This is a genomic window from Streptomyces sp. Pv4-95, from assembly GCF_045782725.1.
GTDB lineage: Bacteria > Actinomycetota > Actinomycetes > Streptomycetales > Streptomycetaceae > Streptomyces.
This window is the reverse complement of the sequence record NZ_CP127172.1, coordinates 409,051-424,349: the sequence shown is the minus strand read 5'-3', so window position 1 is coordinate 424,349 and position 15,299 is coordinate 409,051. Positions and strand designations below refer to the sequence as shown.

Sequence of the window (15,299 nt, the reverse complement as noted above, 5' to 3'; positions counted from 1 at the left end):
CGCCATAATGGCACATCGATGGCGCCATGGCGAGCCATGATGGCGTTTTTGTGGCGCACTCGCCTCTGGCCTGGGGTTTCTTTGTGGGGGAGGGGTGGTGTGGCGCCGTTCGGGCGGGGGGCGTGGCCCGTGATGGCGCCATCGTGGCATCGCAGTGGCGTCACTTGAAGGGCAAGGCGTGGCGCCCCACGGGCTATCGGTCTGGCCTCACCTGCCGGGTTCGCCCTCCTTGCGCCCACCGCACCTGGACCGGACGCGAACCGCCGTCAAGGGACTCCTGCGTTCGCTCGCCTCGTGGTAACTTCCGTATACAAGGTGTATGCGATGGGGGTAGTGGTGGCGTCCGGTCGGGAGAAGGCGTACGGGTACCTCAAGGAGACGGTGCTGACGGACCCGGCGATGCAGGGGGAATTCCTCTCCGAGCAGGACATCGCCGATCGGATCGGAGTCTCACGCACCCCGATCCGGGAGGCACTGCTGCTGCTGGCCGCGGAGGACCTGGTGGAGCTGGTGCCCAAGCGCGGTGCCCGGGTGGCGCCACTGTCGGGCCGGGAGATTTCGGAGCTCATGGAGCTGCGCGGAATCGTCGAACGGTTCGCGGCCGAACAGGTCCTGACGTCAGGGCGGGCCCCGGTGCGAGAGCTTGCCGAGCTGCTGGACCGCCAGGTCGGACTGAGCGGCCCCGACCAGGCCAAAGAGTTCATCGCGGTGGACCACCTCTTCCACTCGACGCTGGTGTCGGCCGTGGGCAACGCGCTTCTCGACCGGCATTACGAGGGGCTGCGCAGCCGGCAGGTCCGAGCCGGCGTGGTCGCGCTGTACAACCAGCAAGGCCGTCAGGAGGCGGTGCTCCATGAGCATCAGGCGATTCTGGACGCGCTGACGGCCGGTGACGCGGCAGCCGCGTGCCTGGCGATCGACAACCATCTGGGGTCCACGCTGAAGGTGCTGCTCACCGGCTAGTGCGCAGACCACCTACGTTCACCGGGTTGGTGACACGCCGGTTGGCGCCGGTGATGGCGGGGTTGTCGGCCTCGGTCTTCATAGCGGCCGGCTCGCTGTTGAGAGTGAGGCCATCGGGTGGCAGAGCCGGTTCGGGTGACCGGGAAGGCCAGCGGCTTCCCGGATCGTGCGGCGAGGCGGAGGTGAATCGACCCGAGTCCGCCGGGCGATGGCGATCGTGGCGTCGGTTCGTGGTCCCCGCACCGGCAATTGGAGGACAGTGCCTACTTTCGCACCCGGAAGCGGAGCATCGTGATGGCGCCCGACTGGGTGTTGCTGAAAGGTTCCAGGTCGATCCTGGCGAGGCTTGGGGGTGAGAAGCGGACGCCGTCGCCGAGTAGCACCGGTACGACATACACCAGGATCTCGTCGACGAGCCCGCGCTGCAGGCACTGGGCGGCCACGTCGGCACCCAGGATCTCCAGGTTCTTGCCGCCCGCGGCGCTGCGTGCCGTGGCAACGGCTTCCTCAAGTCCACAGGTGAGGAATGTGACGGCAGGGTCCGGCTCGTCGGGAGTCCTGTGAGTGAGGACGAACTGTGCTCCCCCGTCGTAGGCGGTGTCCTGGTCGGCCATACGCTTGGCGACCTCGTACGTGCCCCGGCCAACGAGCATGGCGCCCGTGGCCGCCATGACCTCCGGAAACGCGTCCGCAGGCAGGTACTCGGCAATCCAGCCCATCGCGTGGCCTGGACCGGCGATGAAGCCGTCCAGCGACATCGCCCTGTTCACGACCACTTTGCCGGTGCCGATACCCACATCGCTCATGTGTCTTCTCCACGGATCTTGGAGGCCCGAGGCCGAATCGGAGTTCGGTCGGTGGGGAGTTGCAAGCGCATCTGCGGTGGCGCAACGCGAACAATCGGCACCCGGATGTGCCGGCCGCGCAGCGTCGGGAACGTGCCCGGGTAGGGGCGGGCCGGTGCGGCCCGCCCCTCATGATTCATCCCGTCAGGGGCCGTACGGGGTCGTGAATCATCCCGGCGCGTTCTCCGGATAAGTGATCACCAGCATGGTGACTCCCTCCGCCGCGGTCCACGGGCCGTGCGGCATGCCCGGTGGGCGGCACGCATAGGCACCCCGGACAAAGGTCTCGTCGAGGGTCAGGTCGTGCAGAGCGCCTTCGAGGATGTACACCTCTTCCCAGAAGTCGTGCCGTGCGATGCCCTGTCCGGAGGTGTCGGTGCCCGGATCCCAGCGCTGGAGGACCGTGCGCCGCTCTCCGTCCGCGTCCTCGGCCAGTACACGCTCGACCACCCCGGGCGCGGCGCCCTCCGGCGCCGCCCACGGCCCGGCGGGCAGGTGGAACTCCAGCTCCGGCTTGCTCATCTCGGCAGCTCCGAACGGCGGTTGGCGAGCACCGAGATCTTCTCCCGGACCGCCGCCACTTCGTCCACGTCCAGGTCGGCCACGAGAAGCCCCGGCTCCGCGTCGAGACGATGCCGCACGGTCCCGTCCGGGCCCACCACCCTGCTGTGCCCGATTCCGGTGGGCGCGGTGCCGCGGACCTCGGCTCCCGCGGCGGCCGGGTCGGCCTGGTCGACGGCCGCGACCCAGACCGTCGCGTCCAGGGCCCTGGCTCGCACCAGCAGCTCCCACTGATCGAGTTTGCCCGGACCGGCGCCCCAGGAGGCGGCCAGCAAGGTGGCTACCGCCCCCGCGTCCGCATGGGCCCGGAACAACTCCGGGAAGCGGACGTCGTAACAGGTGGCGAGGCCGAGGCGTACGCCGTCAACGTCGATGGTGACGATTCGCGACCCCGCGGCGACCGTCTCGGACTCGGCGAAGCCGAACGCGTCGTAGAGGTGGATCTTGTCGTACGCGGCCTCGACGCCGGGTCCCGTCGCCAGCAGGGTGTTGGTGACGCGACCGCCGGGGGAGGGGGTGAACATGCCCGCCACAACGACGATGCCCGCCGCATTGGCGATGTCCCGCACCGCGTCGGCCCAGGGGCCGTCCAGGGGCTCGGCGACATCGGCCAAGGGGGTTCCGAAGCAGGCCATCGAAGCCTCGGGGAACACCACGACGCGGGCGCCGGCTTCCGCGGCGCGTGACGTCCAGTCCTCGATGAGACGGAGGTTCTTCTCGGGGTCGGATCCGGTGGACAGCTGGCTCAGCGCGATACGCACGCGGTACGCCCTTTCTGCGTCGAAGTTCGGGTTCCGAAGAAGCTGAGTCGGAGTTTCGGCGGCGGGCCTTCCTCGCCGCGGTCTCTCAGGTGGACGGCACTACAGAGCATGAGCGGCGGGCTCGTTCTGCCTGGTGGCGGCGAGCAGGGCGTCCTCCTTCTCTGCCTGGGCGGAGTCCCTGCCCAGGCAGAGACCGCCGATGGTCACCGCCGCCGTGACCGCGATGTAGAGCGCCAGCGGCACCCAGCTGTCATAGGAGCTCAGGAGCGCGGTGAACAGGAGCGGAGCGATCGCGCCGCCGAGCAGTCCGGCCAGCGTGTACGCCAGCGACGAGCCCGTGTAGCGCAGCTGGGGCGAGAACTGCTCGGCGACGAAGGCCGCCTGCGGGCCGTACATGAAGGAGTGGATGGCCAGGCCCACGATCACGCCGAACACGCGCAGCAGCCAGCTGCCGCCGTCGATCATCAGGAAGAACATGAAGGGCCACACGCCCGCGGCCAGGGCCGAGCCGCCGTACAGCAGGCGCCGGTTGATCCTGTCGGAGACGGCTCCGGCCAGCGGGATGAGGAAGATCTGGAGCGTGGAGCCGACGAGGACGGCCGTCAGCGCGGAGCCGCGCGACATGCCCAGCTTGTCGGTGGCGTAGGTGAGCACGAAGACGGTGAACATCGCGTACAGCACGTCGGGGGCCACCCGGCACAGGATCGCGGCGATCAGGGCGCGCGGCTGCGTGGTGAAGACCTCCCGGATCGGCGCCTGGGGCCGGGACTGCTCGGCCTCCATGGCCTTGAAGACCGGCGTCTCCTCCAGCTTCACCCGGATCCACAGCCCGAAGCCGACCAGCACCCCGGACAGCAGGAACGCCACCCGCCAGCCCCAGGACAGGAACTCGTCCTCGGTCAGCAGCACCCCGAGCGCGGCCAGCACGCCGTTCGCAAGGAGGTTTCCGGCAGGCGGTCCGACCTGGGCGGCCGAAGCGTAGAAGCCGCGGCGGCGCGGGTCGCCGAACTCGCTCGACAGCAGGACCGCCCCGCCCCACTCGCCGCCGACCCCGACGCCCTGGGCGAAGCGCAGCACGACCAGGGCGATCGAAGAGGCGATGCCCACGGTGCCGTAGGCCGGCAGGAGTCCGATGAGGAATGTGGCCGCACCGATGAGGACCAGGGTGGCGATGAGGACCTTCTTGCGTCCCATCACATCGCCGAGTCGGCCGAAGACGAACCCGCCGAGCGGGCGTGAGACGTAACCGACGGCGTAGGTGGAGAACGCCAGCAGGGTGCCGGTCAGCGGGTCCTGCGAGGGGAAGAAGAGATCACCGAAGACCAGCGCAGCGGCTGCGGAGTAGACGGCGAAGTCGTACCACTCCAGCGCGGTTCCGGTGAGGCTGGCGAAGAAGGCCCGGCGCATGCCGGAGCGGTCAGGGCGGGCCCCGATGTCGTCCTGCTGGCTGTGTCGCATACGTCCCAATCCTTGCATCGAGTGGACATCGACCTTTCGGCATACTTCTTGTATACAGGTCGTATGCGCAAGCCCTGCGCCGAAAGTAATCGCTTCGAAACCGCCCTCAGAAGGAGCCCCCGTGGCCGTGCTGACCTTCGAACTGCCTGATGGCACCACCCGCGATGTCGATGTCCAGCGGGTGCTGAACGCCGGCTACGCCGGGCGCAGCCAGGACGACGTCGCCGCGCATGTCGCCGAGCTCGCCGAGCTGGGTGTGCCCGCGCCGTCCGTGATCCCGGCCCTCTACCCCGTCTCGCCCTACCTGGCTCAGCAGACGGACCGCGTGGCCGCGCAGCACGCCCGCACGTCGGGCGAGGCCGAGTGGGCCCTGGTCGTGGCGGCGGACGGCGAACTGCTCCTGACGGCGGCCTGCGACCACACCGACCGCGACCTGGAGGTCCACGGCGTGGCCTGGAGCAAGAACGCGGGCCCGGATGTGCTGGCCCGGCGCGCATGGCGCCTGGCCGACGTCGAGCAGCGCCTCGACGCGCTCACCCTGCGGGCCTGGGTCAACCACGGCGGCAAGGAGACTGAGATCCAGCACGGCACACTCGCCGAGCTGCTCACTCCCGGCTACTGGGCGGAGGTGCTTCGCTCCCGCGGCGACCTCGTCCCCGGCACGGTCCTCATCTCCGGGACCATCCCCATGGCAGGTGACGTGGACCAGTTCGCCGACGGTTGGCGCGTGGAGCTGGGCGATCCGGCCACCGGGGACGTCATCCGGCTCGGCTACGAGGTGGTTCCCATGCCCGAGCCGATCGGCTGACTCCAGCGGTGGCACCGGACTCCGCGGCGGGCGGCCAGGTCCGGTGCAGGGCAGTCCCTACGGCCCGCTGTCGGCCCCCGGCGTAGGGCGACGCCGCGCCAGACCGTATCGGCGGCGTATCGGAAACCACGGGGGAAGCTAAAGCTTGAGGGCCGCCCCCTTCGCGTGGAGCGGCCCTCATCTCCTGTATGCGACCACTGGTGCCTCCCCGGAGATGGAGCCCAGGAACAGGAGATCGGGCCTCCGACTCCGGCCCGGAGGAATACCGGAATCAGGAGGCCTGGCAAATGAAACTACCGAAGGTTTTTCATATAGACGGTACCGACAGGCCGGAAATGCCGGAGATGTTTTGAACGTCATCCATCCGGGCCTTGGCCCGGGCCGCGCACCTTCCAGGTCTGACGATGCCGCGAGCGACGGCCCGACCCGACGCGGCGATCGCCTGCCGCTGCTCTCTTCTCGCGAACCGATCCGGACGGACACTCAGAACGGAGGCGCGCCCACTCCCGAGATGGGGAGGAAGCCCGTTCCCAGGTCGGCCGAAGGCAAGAGGTCGAACTTGCCCTCGTTTCCGTTGGCCAGTCGGATGAGAAGCTCGCCCGCATCCTGGATGGGGAGCAAATCGTCGCCCGGATCGGCGTGCAGAACGCCGCCCCAGTGCTGCTCTGCCGCGGTGCCCTGGACGCTCAGCACGGCGTCGGTGGCCGTGACCACCGCACCGTTGACGAGAACCTCAGCCCTGGCTGTGTAGAACCCTGCCATGTCGACAGTGTCCCCCCGACCCGACGTTCGGCGCCTGTTGGGACTGCCTCGCCGGAAGCTCATGCCCTGCTTCCGCGGGCCGTACATGGGGCGCGGGATGCAGCTACGGAGCGAAGACCGCGGTGGAAGGCGCCTGTCCGCTGCTCCGCCTGCCCTGCATCGACTGGATGGGCCACTTGGGGGGCCGTCGCAACTCGGAGCGGAGGGCGAGAGTCGATCGCGGCGACCGACCAGGGCGCGAGGGATTGATTCCGGCTGCCGTTCCGCAATGGCAACGCCCTGTTGGAGAGCTCGTCCAACCACGTCGGAAGTGACTCTCGGTCTGCATCGCGTCACCGGCGCAGGGGTGAACTGTCACTTTGTGTTAGCATCAGCTGTTTGAGTGGTCGCCCGTCCGGCTCACCTTGTTCGTCGGCTGCTCGTTCCTGCCGGGCCTTCCTCGGTACGTTCCCCATGCGGAAGGCTCTTCATGAACCACCCGGACCCCGGCACCTCGTACGGCGACCCCGCCCGGCCGGTGACCGTCACCCCGACGGCGCCCCCGGTCGCCTCCTTCGCCGACCTGGAACTGCCGGCCGAGGTGTTGCGGACCCTCACCGAACACGGTGTCCGCGAGCCCTTCCCGATCCAGGCGGCCACCCTGCCCAGCGCCCTCGCGGGACGCGACGTCCTGGGGCGCGGGCGCACAGGGTCGGGCAAGACGCTCGCCTTCGGCCTGCCGCTGCTCGCGCGGACGGCCGGGCGCCGCGCGGAGGCCAAGCAGCCCCTCGCCCTGATCCTGGTGCCCACCCGGGAGCTGGCCCAACAGGTCACCGAGGCGCTCGCGCCGTATGCCGACGCGCTCCGGCTGCGGATGGCCACGGTCGTCGGTGGCACGTCGATCGGCCGGCAGACCGCCGCACTGCGCGACGGAGCCGAGGTCGTCGTCGCCACCCCCGGTCGTCTGAACGACCTCATCGAGCGCAGGGCCTGCCGCCTGGGGCGGGTACGGATCACCGTCCTCGACGAGGCCGATCAGATGTGTGACATGGGCTTCCTGCCGCAGGTCACCGAGGCGCTCGACCAGGTGCACCCCGACGGCCAGCGCATGCTGTTCTCCGCCACCTTGGACCGCGACGTCGACGACCTGGTCAGCCGCTACCTCCACGATCCCGTCGTCCACTCGGTCGACCCGTCCGCGGGCGCGGTCACGACGATGGCCCACCATGTGCTGGTCGTCCATGCCGCCGACCGGTATGCCGTCACCACGGAGATCGCCGCCCGCGACGGCCGCGTACTGCTGTTCCTGGACACCAAGCACGCCGTCGACCAGCTCACCCGGCACCTGCGAGCCAGCGGCGTGCACGCCTCTGCCCTGCACAGCGGCAAGTCCCAGCCGCAGCGCACGCGCACCCTCGCGCAGTTCAAGAACGGCCAGATCACCGTCCTGGTGGCGACCAACGTCGCGGCTCGCGGATTGCACGTCGACGACCTCGATCTCGTGGTCAACGTCGACCCGCCCACCGACCCCAAGGACTACTTGCACCGTGCGGGCCGCACCGCCCGGGCCGGCGAGTCCGGCAGCGTCGTCACGCTGGTCCTGTCCGGCCAGCGCCGCGACATGAGCCGGCTGATGACCGAGGCCGGTATCGAGTCGACGGTCACCAAGGTGCGCTCGGGTGAGGCGGAGCTGAGCCGGATCACCGGGGCCAAGGCCCCGTCCGGCACCCCGCTCGACGGTGGCCCCGCCACGCCCCGGGCCAAGAACACCAACGTCCCCTTCCGTGGCCTGGGCACCAGCAAGCAGGCGTCCCGCGAAACCGGCGGCAAGTCCCGCAAGGCCAACGAGGCCCGTAAGCTCGCCGAGGCCCGCAAGGCGGCCCGGGTGCGCCGCGGCAACTGAGCGGTTCGGCCCGCCAGGGCGCGGCCGGTGACCGAACCGGAACGCGCCGAGAGCATCGTCGCCATGTCCGGCCCGGTGCTCGTGACCCGGGCCGGTGTCGGTCGGCCTCCGCGGCGCGGCGAGGGCCTCCGGACGGCCGGTTGCCACGCGGCCCGGTCCGACCCGCATCTCACATTCACAAGGCCGGCATGAGCAACTGGCTCGCAAATGCCAAGAATTTTCCCCTGAATCCTCTTGGTTGATCACCCAGTACAAGGGTGGCCGTGGTGGGTGTTTTCCGTGTGCCGCACCAGTCGTTTTCCTTGCCCCCCGCGGGATTCACTGGCGTGGAAGCAGCGGCCGGAAGGCGTGGGGAGACATGGACCTGAACACAGTGGTGACCGTGGTTGACGCGCGTCGCCGTGAGACCTGGCAGCCGGGCGACGCGTGGCTGGGCGGGGGGACGTATCTGTTCTCCGAACCGCAGCCGCATCTGCGGCGCCTGGTGGATCTGAGCCGCACCGGCTGGGACGCGCTGGACCTCCGGGACGACGGGTCATTGGAGATCGCGGCGACCTGCACCATCGCCCAGCTCTACCGCTTCGGGCGGACGCTCCAGGCCCAGGCGGCACCGCTGTTCGCGCAGTGCTGCCGAGCGTTCCTGGCATCCTTCAAGATCTGGAACATGGCGACGGTCGGCGGGAACCTCTGCAACGGCCTGCCCGCCGGGCCCATGATCTCGCTGACCGCGGCGCTCGACGGGGAGTGCCTTCTGCAGGCCCAGGACGGCTCCCGGCGGCGCGTCAAGGTCACGGACTTCATCACCGGCGCGGGCCGAAAGGACCTCGGCCCGGGCGAGTTGCTCCGCTCCGTCACCCTGCCGGGCCGAGCGCTGGGCTGCCGCACGGCGTTCCGCCAGGCATCGCTCTACGGGCTCGGCCGCTCGGGAGCACTCGTCATCGGCGCCCTCGATCCGGTGGACGGCTCGATGGCCCTGACCATCACCGCGTCGACGGTGCGCCCCTTCCGACTGTGGTTCCCGCTGCCTCCGCGAGCGGCGGAATTGCGCGACGCGATCGAGGCGGCGGTCGATGACGACGACTGGTTCGACGACATCCACGGACTGCCCGAATGGCGGCGGCACATGGGCTTCCGCCTCGCCGAGGAAATCCGCCGCGAACTCACCCGAGGGGATGCCCGATGAGCTACCGGATCCAGGTCAACAACCAGCCGTTCGAGGCCGAGCCGCGCGCGGGCCAGTGTCTGCGCACCTATCTGCGCGAGCGCGGCTGGTTCGGGGTGAAGAAGGGCTGCGACGCCGGCGACTGCGGGGCCTGCACCGTGCACGTGGACGGGGAGCCCGTGCACAGCTGCCTGTATCCGGCGGTACGCGCCGAGGGCCGCAAGGTCACCACCGTCGAGGGCCTTTCCTCCCCCGAGGGTGAACTCCACCCTGTCCAGCAGAAGTTCCTCAACGCCCAGGGCTTCCAGTGCGGCTTCTGCACTGCCGGATTCCTGATGACGACGGCGGCCCTCGAAGCCGAGCAGGGTACCGAGCACGACGACGGCAAACTCGACGACCTGCCGCGTGCCTTCAAGGGCAACATCTGCCGCTGTACGGGCTACCGCGCCATCGAGGACGCGGTGCGCGGCGTCCAGCACACCGAGCGGCCATGCGCAGGCAAGGCGGTCGGCACGAGCGTCGGCGCCCCGGCCGGACCGAAGGTCGTCACCGGCACCGCCCGCTACACCTTCGACATCGAGGTCCCGGGACTTCTGCACATGAAGCTGCTGCGCTCCCCGCACCCGCACGCGCGGATCGTCTCCATCGACACCTCCGACGCGCTCAGAGTGCCGGGCGTGCACGCCGTCCTCACCCACGAGGACGCGCCGGAGCGCCTCTACTCCAGCGCGCGCCATGAGCACCCCACCGAGGACCCGGACGACACCCGCGTCCTCGACAGCACCGTCCGCTACGTCGGTCAGCGCGTCGCCGCCGTCGTCGCCGACACCGAGCAGGCCGCCGAGGAAGGCTGCCGGCGCATCGAGGTCACGTACGACGAACTTCCCCATGTCGTCGACCCCGAGGCCGCGATGCTGCCGGGCGCGCCCGCGCTGCACGGAGACAAGGGACCGAAATCCCGGATCGCCCGCGCCGAGAACAACGTGGCTGGTGAGGTGCACGGCGAGATCGGCAGCGTCGAGGAGGGCTTCGCCGAGGCCGACATCGTCCACGAAGAGACCTTCCGCACCCAGCGCGTCCAGCACGCGAGCCTCGAAACCCATGGCTGCGTCGCCTACTTCGAGCCGAAGGAGGACGGCACCGGGGAGCGCCTGACCGTCCGCTCCTCCACCCAGACCCCGTTCCTGACCCGTCGCGCCCTGTGCGCGCTGTACGACCTCCCCGAGGACGAGGTCCGCGTGGTGGCGGGCCGGGTGGGCGGCGGCTTCGGCGGCAAGCAGGAGATGCTGACCGAGGACATCGTGGCGTTGGCGGCCCTGAAGCTGCGCCGCCCGGTGAAGCTGGAGTACACGCGGGCCGAGCAGTTCTACGGGGCCACGACCCGGCACCCGTTCGAAATCACCATCCGCATGGGCACCCGCGCCGACGGCACCCTGACGGCCTTCCACTTCCGTGTCGTGTCCAACACCGGCGCCTACGGCAATCACGGCCCGGCCGTCATGTTCCACAGCGTGGGCGAGTCGATGGCCGTCTACCGGGCCCCGCACAAGAAGGTCGACGCCTACTCCGTGTACACCAACTGTGTGCCGGCGGGCGCCTTCCGCGGCTACGGCCTCGGTCAGGTCACCTTCGCGGTCGAGTCGGTGATGGACGAACTGGCACGTCGCCTCGGCATGGACCCCCTCGTCTTCCGGGAAAAGAACATCATCGGCCCCGGCGAACACATGCTGAGCCCCATCGGTGAGGAGGAGGACCTCCACATCGCGTCCTACGGTCTCGACCAGTGCCTGTCCGTGGTGCGCCGGGCCATCGCGGAGGACAGCAGCGCCGAACTGGCGCCCGAGGGCTGGCTGGTGGGCCAGGGCACCGGCATGGCGATGATCGCCACCGGCCCGCCCGGCGGCCACTACGCGGACGCCCGTGTCTCCCTCCTCGCCGACGGGACGTACGACATCGCCGTCGGCACAGCGGAGTTCGGCAACGGCACGACCACCGTCCACAAGCAGATCACCGCAGGTGCCCTCAACACCACGGAGGACCGGATCGCGATCCGCCAGTCCGACACGGATGTCGTACGCCACGACACCGGCGCCTTCGGCTCCGCCGGCACGGTCGTCGCAGGCAAGGCGGTTCTGCTGGCGGCCGGCGCCCTGGCCGAGCGGCTCCAGACCTTCGTGGCCCGGCACACCGGCGTGGCACGGCACCTGTGCACGCTCGGTGCCGAAGCCTTCGACTGTGCGGGCCGGGCGGTGACACTGAAAGAGGTGTACGAGGCCGCCCATGCCAAGGGCGCGGCGGAGGAGCTGGCAGCGGACGGCCACTGGGGCGGATCACCGCGCTCGGTGGCCTTCAACGCCCAGTGGTTCCGGATCGCCGTCGATCCCGGCACCGGCGAGATCCGCATCCTGCGCAGCGTGCACGCGGCCGACGCGGGCAAGGTCATGAACCCGATGCAGTGCCAGGGCCAGGTCGAGGGCGGCGTCGCCCAGGCGCTGGGCGCGACCCTCTTCGAGACCGTACGCGTCGACGAGCGCGGCGAGGTGACCACCGCGGCGTTCCGCCGCTACCGGCTTCCGCAGTATGCGGACGTGCCGCGTACGGAGGTCCACTTCATGGAGACCACCGACGCCATCGGCCCGCTCGGTGCCAAGTCGATGAGCGAGAGCCCCTTCAACCCCGTCGCCCCGGCCTTCGTCAACGCGCTACGCGACGCGACCGGCATTCGCTTCACCGAACTCCCCGTCACCCGGGACCGCGTCTGGCTCGCCATGGACCGCCATGCACGTGGCTCGGCCGCTTAGGCCCTGTCCGACGTGCTGCCCAGGCCGTGCGGGCGGGAGTCAGGGTCGCTTCCCTCCGCGTTCGACCTCCTAGATCTGGAGGCCGCACGACTCGTCGCCGATGCCGCCGGAGTCCAGGACCGGGCCGCGGTGGCGGAGCTGGCCTCAGGTCGGCGCGGGATCGCCACCCGCTACCAGAAGACAGCGGCCATCTACCTGGCCGGACTGCACGTCGCCGGCATCTTCCTCCGGTCTGCCAGGTGATCTAAACGAAACCGACTGGCCCCAGAGATCACCTCGCCTGCGATGCAGACTGCAGGGAATGCGAATTGATCAGGACACGTGGCGATCTGGAGCGAGCTTCTGGATCGTTACCGCCTAAAAGAACCAGGACTCTTCCATCCGGAACGTGGAGTTGCTGGTGTGGCGGACGCGGAAGACGGACATCCGGAGGTCCGCGCGGCCCCATGGGTCGCACGGCCCGAGCGCAAGCCGGCCCAGGGCCTGCCAGTCGATTTCATCGGACTCCTCGTCCAGGTCGATCGCTTCCTCGGCGAGGGTTTCAGAGCTGATGTCGAGGGCGCGTACTACGGCCCGAGGGTCGCCGGTGACTTCCAACGGTTCCACGCCAGACCAGCCTTCGGCGTGCAGCATCAAGCCGCCGGGAAGCTGGATGATGTCTTCGGTGTGGTCTCCTCCGCAGTGGACGTTGGCCGATCCGACGATCCTGGCGTCGGGGTAGCGCTCGCGGAGTGTGTGGGATGCCCCGAGCAGCGGCGAATCGCCGATGCTGTCGGCCAGGGCCGGGTCGGTTATGGAGATGACGTTGCCCCAACAGCCCACCTTGATGATGTCCAGGTCCGCCCGCGTCTCCAGAGCCGGCGAGTCGCATGCGGAGCCGGGGGGCAGCTCTTCGAGGATCTCGTCGACGGTGTCGAAGTTTTCGGCGAAGCGGCGGGCCTCTTCCGGGTCGTGGGGAGAAAAGTTCACCGTGCCTGAGGGGAAGGGGGGAAGGAGGAGGCTGAGGGTGTAGTCATCGCCATACCCACGGACTTCTCGGTCGGGCGGGCAGGTCCAAAAAGTGGTGTCGGTCATAAGGGGAACCGTAGCGACGGGCACTGACAGTCCGAGCGGACGGCGTGTTGACGGGCGGGAACCAAAGATCCAAACGAAACGCACTGGGGCACGCTCGCCGGGAACCCGGCGAGGCCGTAGCCGGAGGATGCAAGACGGCCTCGTCCTAGCGGCCGGGCGGTGGAAGCCGAGCCGTCAGCGGCGGTGGTCTGTTCGCCGAACTCCGCCAGCTCCAGGAATAGGTAGCGCGAGGCGTCGGCCGAGCGACCGTTTCAGTGAGCGCCACCAAGACACGGGCGGGGTCGACATGAGTAGGGGTACTCATTGCTCCCCGGCGCCGGGCTCCAGCACCATGGCGCCATCTGGACCAAGGAGCCCTCCCCATGCCCGAACCCATCCTCACCTCGCCCTCCCACCACTCGGAGTCCGCGAAACGCGCACCGCGGCGTTCGCTGCCGACTGCACTCCTCGTGGCCGTCGTCGGTGCCATGGCGCTCTCCGCCTGGAACCCGCGCGACCCGACGACGTGGCTGCTGGAGACCGTGTGGGTGCTGGTCGGTCTGCCACTGGTCCTCCTGAGCCGACGGCGATTCCCGCTCACGAACCTTCTGTACGGTCTGCTCGCGGCGCATGCGCTGGTGCTCGCAGTGGGCGGCCACTACACATATGCGCAGGTTCCGTTGGGCGACTGGGTGCGGGACTGGCTCGGACTCGACCGCAATCCCTACGACAGGTTCGGGCACCTCGTGCAAGGTTTCGTACCAGCTGTCCTGGTGCGCGAGTTGCTCAGCCGGACCTCGCCGCTGCGCGGCAGTCGCTGGCTGGCGCCGCTCACCGTCTGTGCGTGCCTGGCCTTCAGCGCGGTCTTCGAGATGTTCGAGTGGGCGGCTGCGTTGATCGGTGGACATGCGGCCGATGACTTCCTGGCTACCCAGTCCGACGTGTGGGACACGCAGTGGGACATGTTCTGCGCGCTGATCGGGGCGACTGTTTCGGTGCTGCTGCTGAGCCGTGCCCACGACCGCCAGCTCGACGCGCTCGGGGCAGCGGAGCAGAGGTAGGGCCCCAGTCGGTAGAGCGGAATCATGGTGGCCGTGATGACCGGGGGATCGGCGAGCGGCTAGGGTCCGCTGATGCCCTCGATCGTTCCGTTACTGCCTCCCGGCTATCGTGCGCGGCCCGCGAGCACCGACGACATCCCGGCGATCCACGCTCTGGTCACGCGATGCGAACGGGAGGCGTACGGGAGGGTGCAGAGCGATGCCGGGGCCGTCGCCGCGGACTTCCAGCGGCCGGGCCTGGTGCCGGAGTCGGACACCGTGCTTGTCCTCGACCGGTCGGGGCGTCTGGCCGCCCGGGCCTGGGTGAACCGGCGCTCCGAGGTCGACGTGCATCCAGAGCATCGAGGCCGGGGCCTGGGTGCGGCACTACTCGACTGGGCACAGGCACGGGCGCGACAGGTCGACGGCGACAGCGTCGTGCAGACCGTGCCCGACGCGGACCCCGCTGCCGCCGCACTGCTGCGCTCGCGCGGGTACCAGCCGATGGTGACGGCCTGGCTTCTGGAGTTCGCCATGCCGGTCGAGCCCACGGTGCCCGAGCCGCCGACGGATGTGACGGTGCGGCCCTTTCGCGTCGGCGACGGGCCTGCCGCGCACGTCCTCGTCCAGGACGCCTTCGACGAGTGGCAGGAGCGGCGAGAAGCGTACGAGGAGTGGGCCACACACACGATCGAGCGACCCTCGTTCGCCTCGAACCGGTCGACGCTGGCCTTTGCCGGTGGTCAGCTGGTGGGGGCCGCCCTGGCGTTGGATGTGCCGGGTACCGGCGAGGGCTACATCGAGCAGGTCGCCGTGCGCCATGACCAGCGAGGTCGAGGCATCGGCCGGCTGCTGCTGCGCCACACTTTTCGCGCCTTCCACCAGGCGGGGCGCCGCTCCTGCACCCTGTGGACGCACTCGGACACAGGCGCGCTGGACCTCTATCTACGGGTGGGCATGACGGTCCGACACAGCTCTACCGTCTTCCGTAAAGACCTCCGTGCTTAGAGCTTCTCCGGCGCATCACGGCGGGAGCCAGGGTCGGATGGCTGCGACGGTGACGGTGCCGTGGAGGATGCAGGCCCTCTTGTCGCATCTGGTGGCGACGGCCGGAGAGTTCGTGCGCCTCAGCTGGGCCCACTGGCCACTCGTCGAACCTCCCAGCCCATGCCGGACCCACCTGCGAGCCAGTCACATGCTCCG

At 69.5% G+C, this 15,299-nt stretch carries 14 protein-coding genes; 8 read left to right on the top strand and 6 right to left on the bottom strand.

Going from position 1 to position 15,299, the window contains the following annotated elements; translation table 11 throughout:
- Window positions 1-336: 336 nt before the first annotated feature.
- On the top strand, window positions 337-963 hold the full coding sequence (locus QOM21_RS02010) for a GntR family transcriptional regulator (protein ID WP_407555557.1): 627 nt from the start codon (window positions 337-339) through the stop codon (window positions 961-963).
- Between the two features lie 263 nt (window positions 964-1,226).
- Here the strand turns inward: QOM21_RS02010 and QOM21_RS02005 are convergent, their stop codons facing one another.
- From QOM21_RS02005 to QOM21_RS01990, 4 genes are all read right to left on the bottom strand, one after another.
- Window positions 1,227-1,769, bottom strand: coding sequence for a dihydrofolate reductase family protein (locus tag QOM21_RS02005; RefSeq protein WP_407547755.1), 543 nt, complete (start codon window positions 1,767-1,769; stop codon window positions 1,227-1,229).
- A gap of 207 nt (window positions 1,770-1,976) precedes the next feature.
- On the bottom strand, window positions 1,977-2,330 hold the full coding sequence (locus tag QOM21_RS02000; protein WP_407547754.1) for a cupin domain-containing protein: 354 nt from the start codon (window positions 2,328-2,330) through the stop codon (window positions 1,977-1,979).
- Window positions 2,327-3,130: a carbon-nitrogen hydrolase family protein gene (locus tag QOM21_RS01995; protein ID WP_407547753.1), complete on the bottom strand. Its 804-nt coding sequence runs from the start codon at window positions 3,128-3,130 to the stop codon at window positions 2,327-2,329. The genes QOM21_RS02000 and QOM21_RS01995 overlap by 4 nt, the downstream gene beginning before the upstream one ends.
- 99 nt (window positions 3,131-3,229) lie before the next feature.
- Entirely contained in the window at window positions 3,230-4,588 is a 1,359-nt protein-coding gene (locus tag QOM21_RS01990) for an MFS transporter (protein WP_407547752.1), read from the bottom strand.
- A gap of 121 nt (window positions 4,589-4,709) precedes the next feature.
- Between QOM21_RS01990 and QOM21_RS01985 the strand changes: the two genes are divergently transcribed.
- A complete protein-coding gene (locus tag QOM21_RS01985) occupies window positions 4,710-5,396 on the top strand; it encodes a DUF2848 domain-containing protein (protein ID WP_407547751.1) in 687 nt (228 codons plus the stop codon).
- A gap of 483 nt (window positions 5,397-5,879) precedes the next feature.
- On the opposite strand, the gene QOM21_RS01980 is transcribed toward QOM21_RS01985, so the two are convergent.
- Window positions 5,880-6,158 (bottom strand): hypothetical protein, encoded by a 279-nt coding sequence (locus QOM21_RS01980; protein ID WP_407547750.1) that lies wholly within the window; start codon window positions 6,156-6,158, stop codon window positions 5,880-5,882.
- A gap of 469 nt (window positions 6,159-6,627) precedes the next feature.
- On the opposite strand from QOM21_RS01980, the gene QOM21_RS01975 reads away from it, so the two are divergent.
- The 4 genes from QOM21_RS01975 (at window position 6,628) to QOM21_RS01960 (ending at window position 12,246) form a co-directional block, all read left to right on the top strand.
- Entirely contained in the window at window positions 6,628-8,040 is a 1,413-nt protein-coding gene (locus QOM21_RS01975) for a DEAD/DEAH box helicase (protein ID WP_407547749.1), read from the top strand.
- A 358-nt stretch (window positions 8,041-8,398) separates the two neighbouring features.
- Window positions 8,399-9,223, top strand: coding sequence for an FAD binding domain-containing protein (locus QOM21_RS01970; RefSeq protein ID WP_407547748.1), 825 nt, complete (start codon window positions 8,399-8,401; stop codon window positions 9,221-9,223).
- Entirely contained in the window at window positions 9,220-12,003 is a 2,784-nt protein-coding gene (locus QOM21_RS01965; RefSeq protein ID WP_407547747.1) for a molybdopterin-dependent oxidoreductase, read from the top strand. The genes QOM21_RS01970 and QOM21_RS01965 overlap by 4 nt, the downstream gene beginning before the upstream one ends.
- Window positions 12,004-12,015: 12 nt before the next feature.
- On the top strand, window positions 12,016-12,246 hold the full coding sequence (locus tag QOM21_RS01960) for a hypothetical protein (protein WP_407547746.1): 231 nt from the start codon (window positions 12,016-12,018) through the stop codon (window positions 12,244-12,246).
- 114 nt (window positions 12,247-12,360) lie between these two features.
- Here the strand turns inward: QOM21_RS01960 and QOM21_RS01955 are convergent, their stop codons facing one another.
- A complete protein-coding gene (locus QOM21_RS01955) occupies window positions 12,361-13,077 on the bottom strand; it encodes a DUF6333 family protein (RefSeq protein ID WP_407547745.1) in 717 nt (238 codons plus the stop codon).
- A 362-nt stretch (window positions 13,078-13,439) separates the two neighbouring features.
- Here QOM21_RS01955 and QOM21_RS01950 point away from each other — a divergent pair, with 362 nt between their 5' ends.
- Both QOM21_RS01950 and QOM21_RS01945 read left to right on the top strand, forming a co-directional pair.
- Window positions 13,440-14,117 carry a DUF2238 domain-containing protein gene (locus QOM21_RS01950; RefSeq protein WP_407547744.1) on the top strand — a complete coding sequence of 226 codons (678 nt, stop codon included), beginning with the start codon at window positions 13,440-13,442 and terminating at the stop codon, window positions 14,115-14,117.
- 72 nt (window positions 14,118-14,189) lie between these two features.
- A complete protein-coding gene (locus QOM21_RS01945) occupies window positions 14,190-15,104 on the top strand; it encodes a GNAT family N-acetyltransferase (protein WP_407547743.1) in 915 nt (304 codons plus the stop codon).
- Window positions 15,105-15,299: the final 195 nt, after the last annotated feature.

Bases quoted from the DNA above. Each gene is read 5' to 3' on its own strand.
- QOM21_RS02005 (WP_407547755.1), bottom strand. From the start codon at position 1,769: ATGAGCGATGTGGGTATCGGCACCGGCAAAGTGGTCGTGAACAGGGCG.
- QOM21_RS02000 (WP_407547754.1), bottom strand. From the start codon at position 2,330: ATGAGCAAGCCGGAGCTGGAGTTCCACCTGCCCGCCGGGCCGTGGGCG.
- QOM21_RS01990 (WP_407547752.1), bottom strand. From the start codon at position 4,588: ATGCGACACAGCCAGCAGGACGACATCGGGGCCCGCCCTGACCGCTCC.
- QOM21_RS01980 (WP_407547750.1), bottom strand. From the start codon at position 6,158: ATGGCAGGGTTCTACACAGCCAGGGCTGAGGTTCTCGTCAACGGTGCG.
- QOM21_RS01975 (WP_407547749.1), top strand. From the start codon at position 6,628: ATGAACCACCCGGACCCCGGCACCTCGTACGGCGACCCCGCCCGGCCG.
- QOM21_RS01970 (WP_407547748.1), top strand. From the start codon at position 8,399: ATGGACCTGAACACAGTGGTGACCGTGGTTGACGCGCGTCGCCGTGAG.
- QOM21_RS01965 (WP_407547747.1), top strand. From the start codon at position 9,220: ATGAGCTACCGGATCCAGGTCAACAACCAGCCGTTCGAGGCCGAGCCG.
- QOM21_RS01955 (WP_407547745.1), bottom strand. From the start codon at position 13,077: ATGACCGACACCACTTTTTGGACCTGCCCGCCCGACCGAGAAGTCCGT.
- QOM21_RS01950 (WP_407547744.1), top strand. From the start codon at position 13,440: ATGCCCGAACCCATCCTCACCTCGCCCTCCCACCACTCGGAGTCCGCG.
- QOM21_RS01945 (WP_407547743.1), top strand. From the start codon at position 14,190: ATGCCCTCGATCGTTCCGTTACTGCCTCCCGGCTATCGTGCGCGGCCC.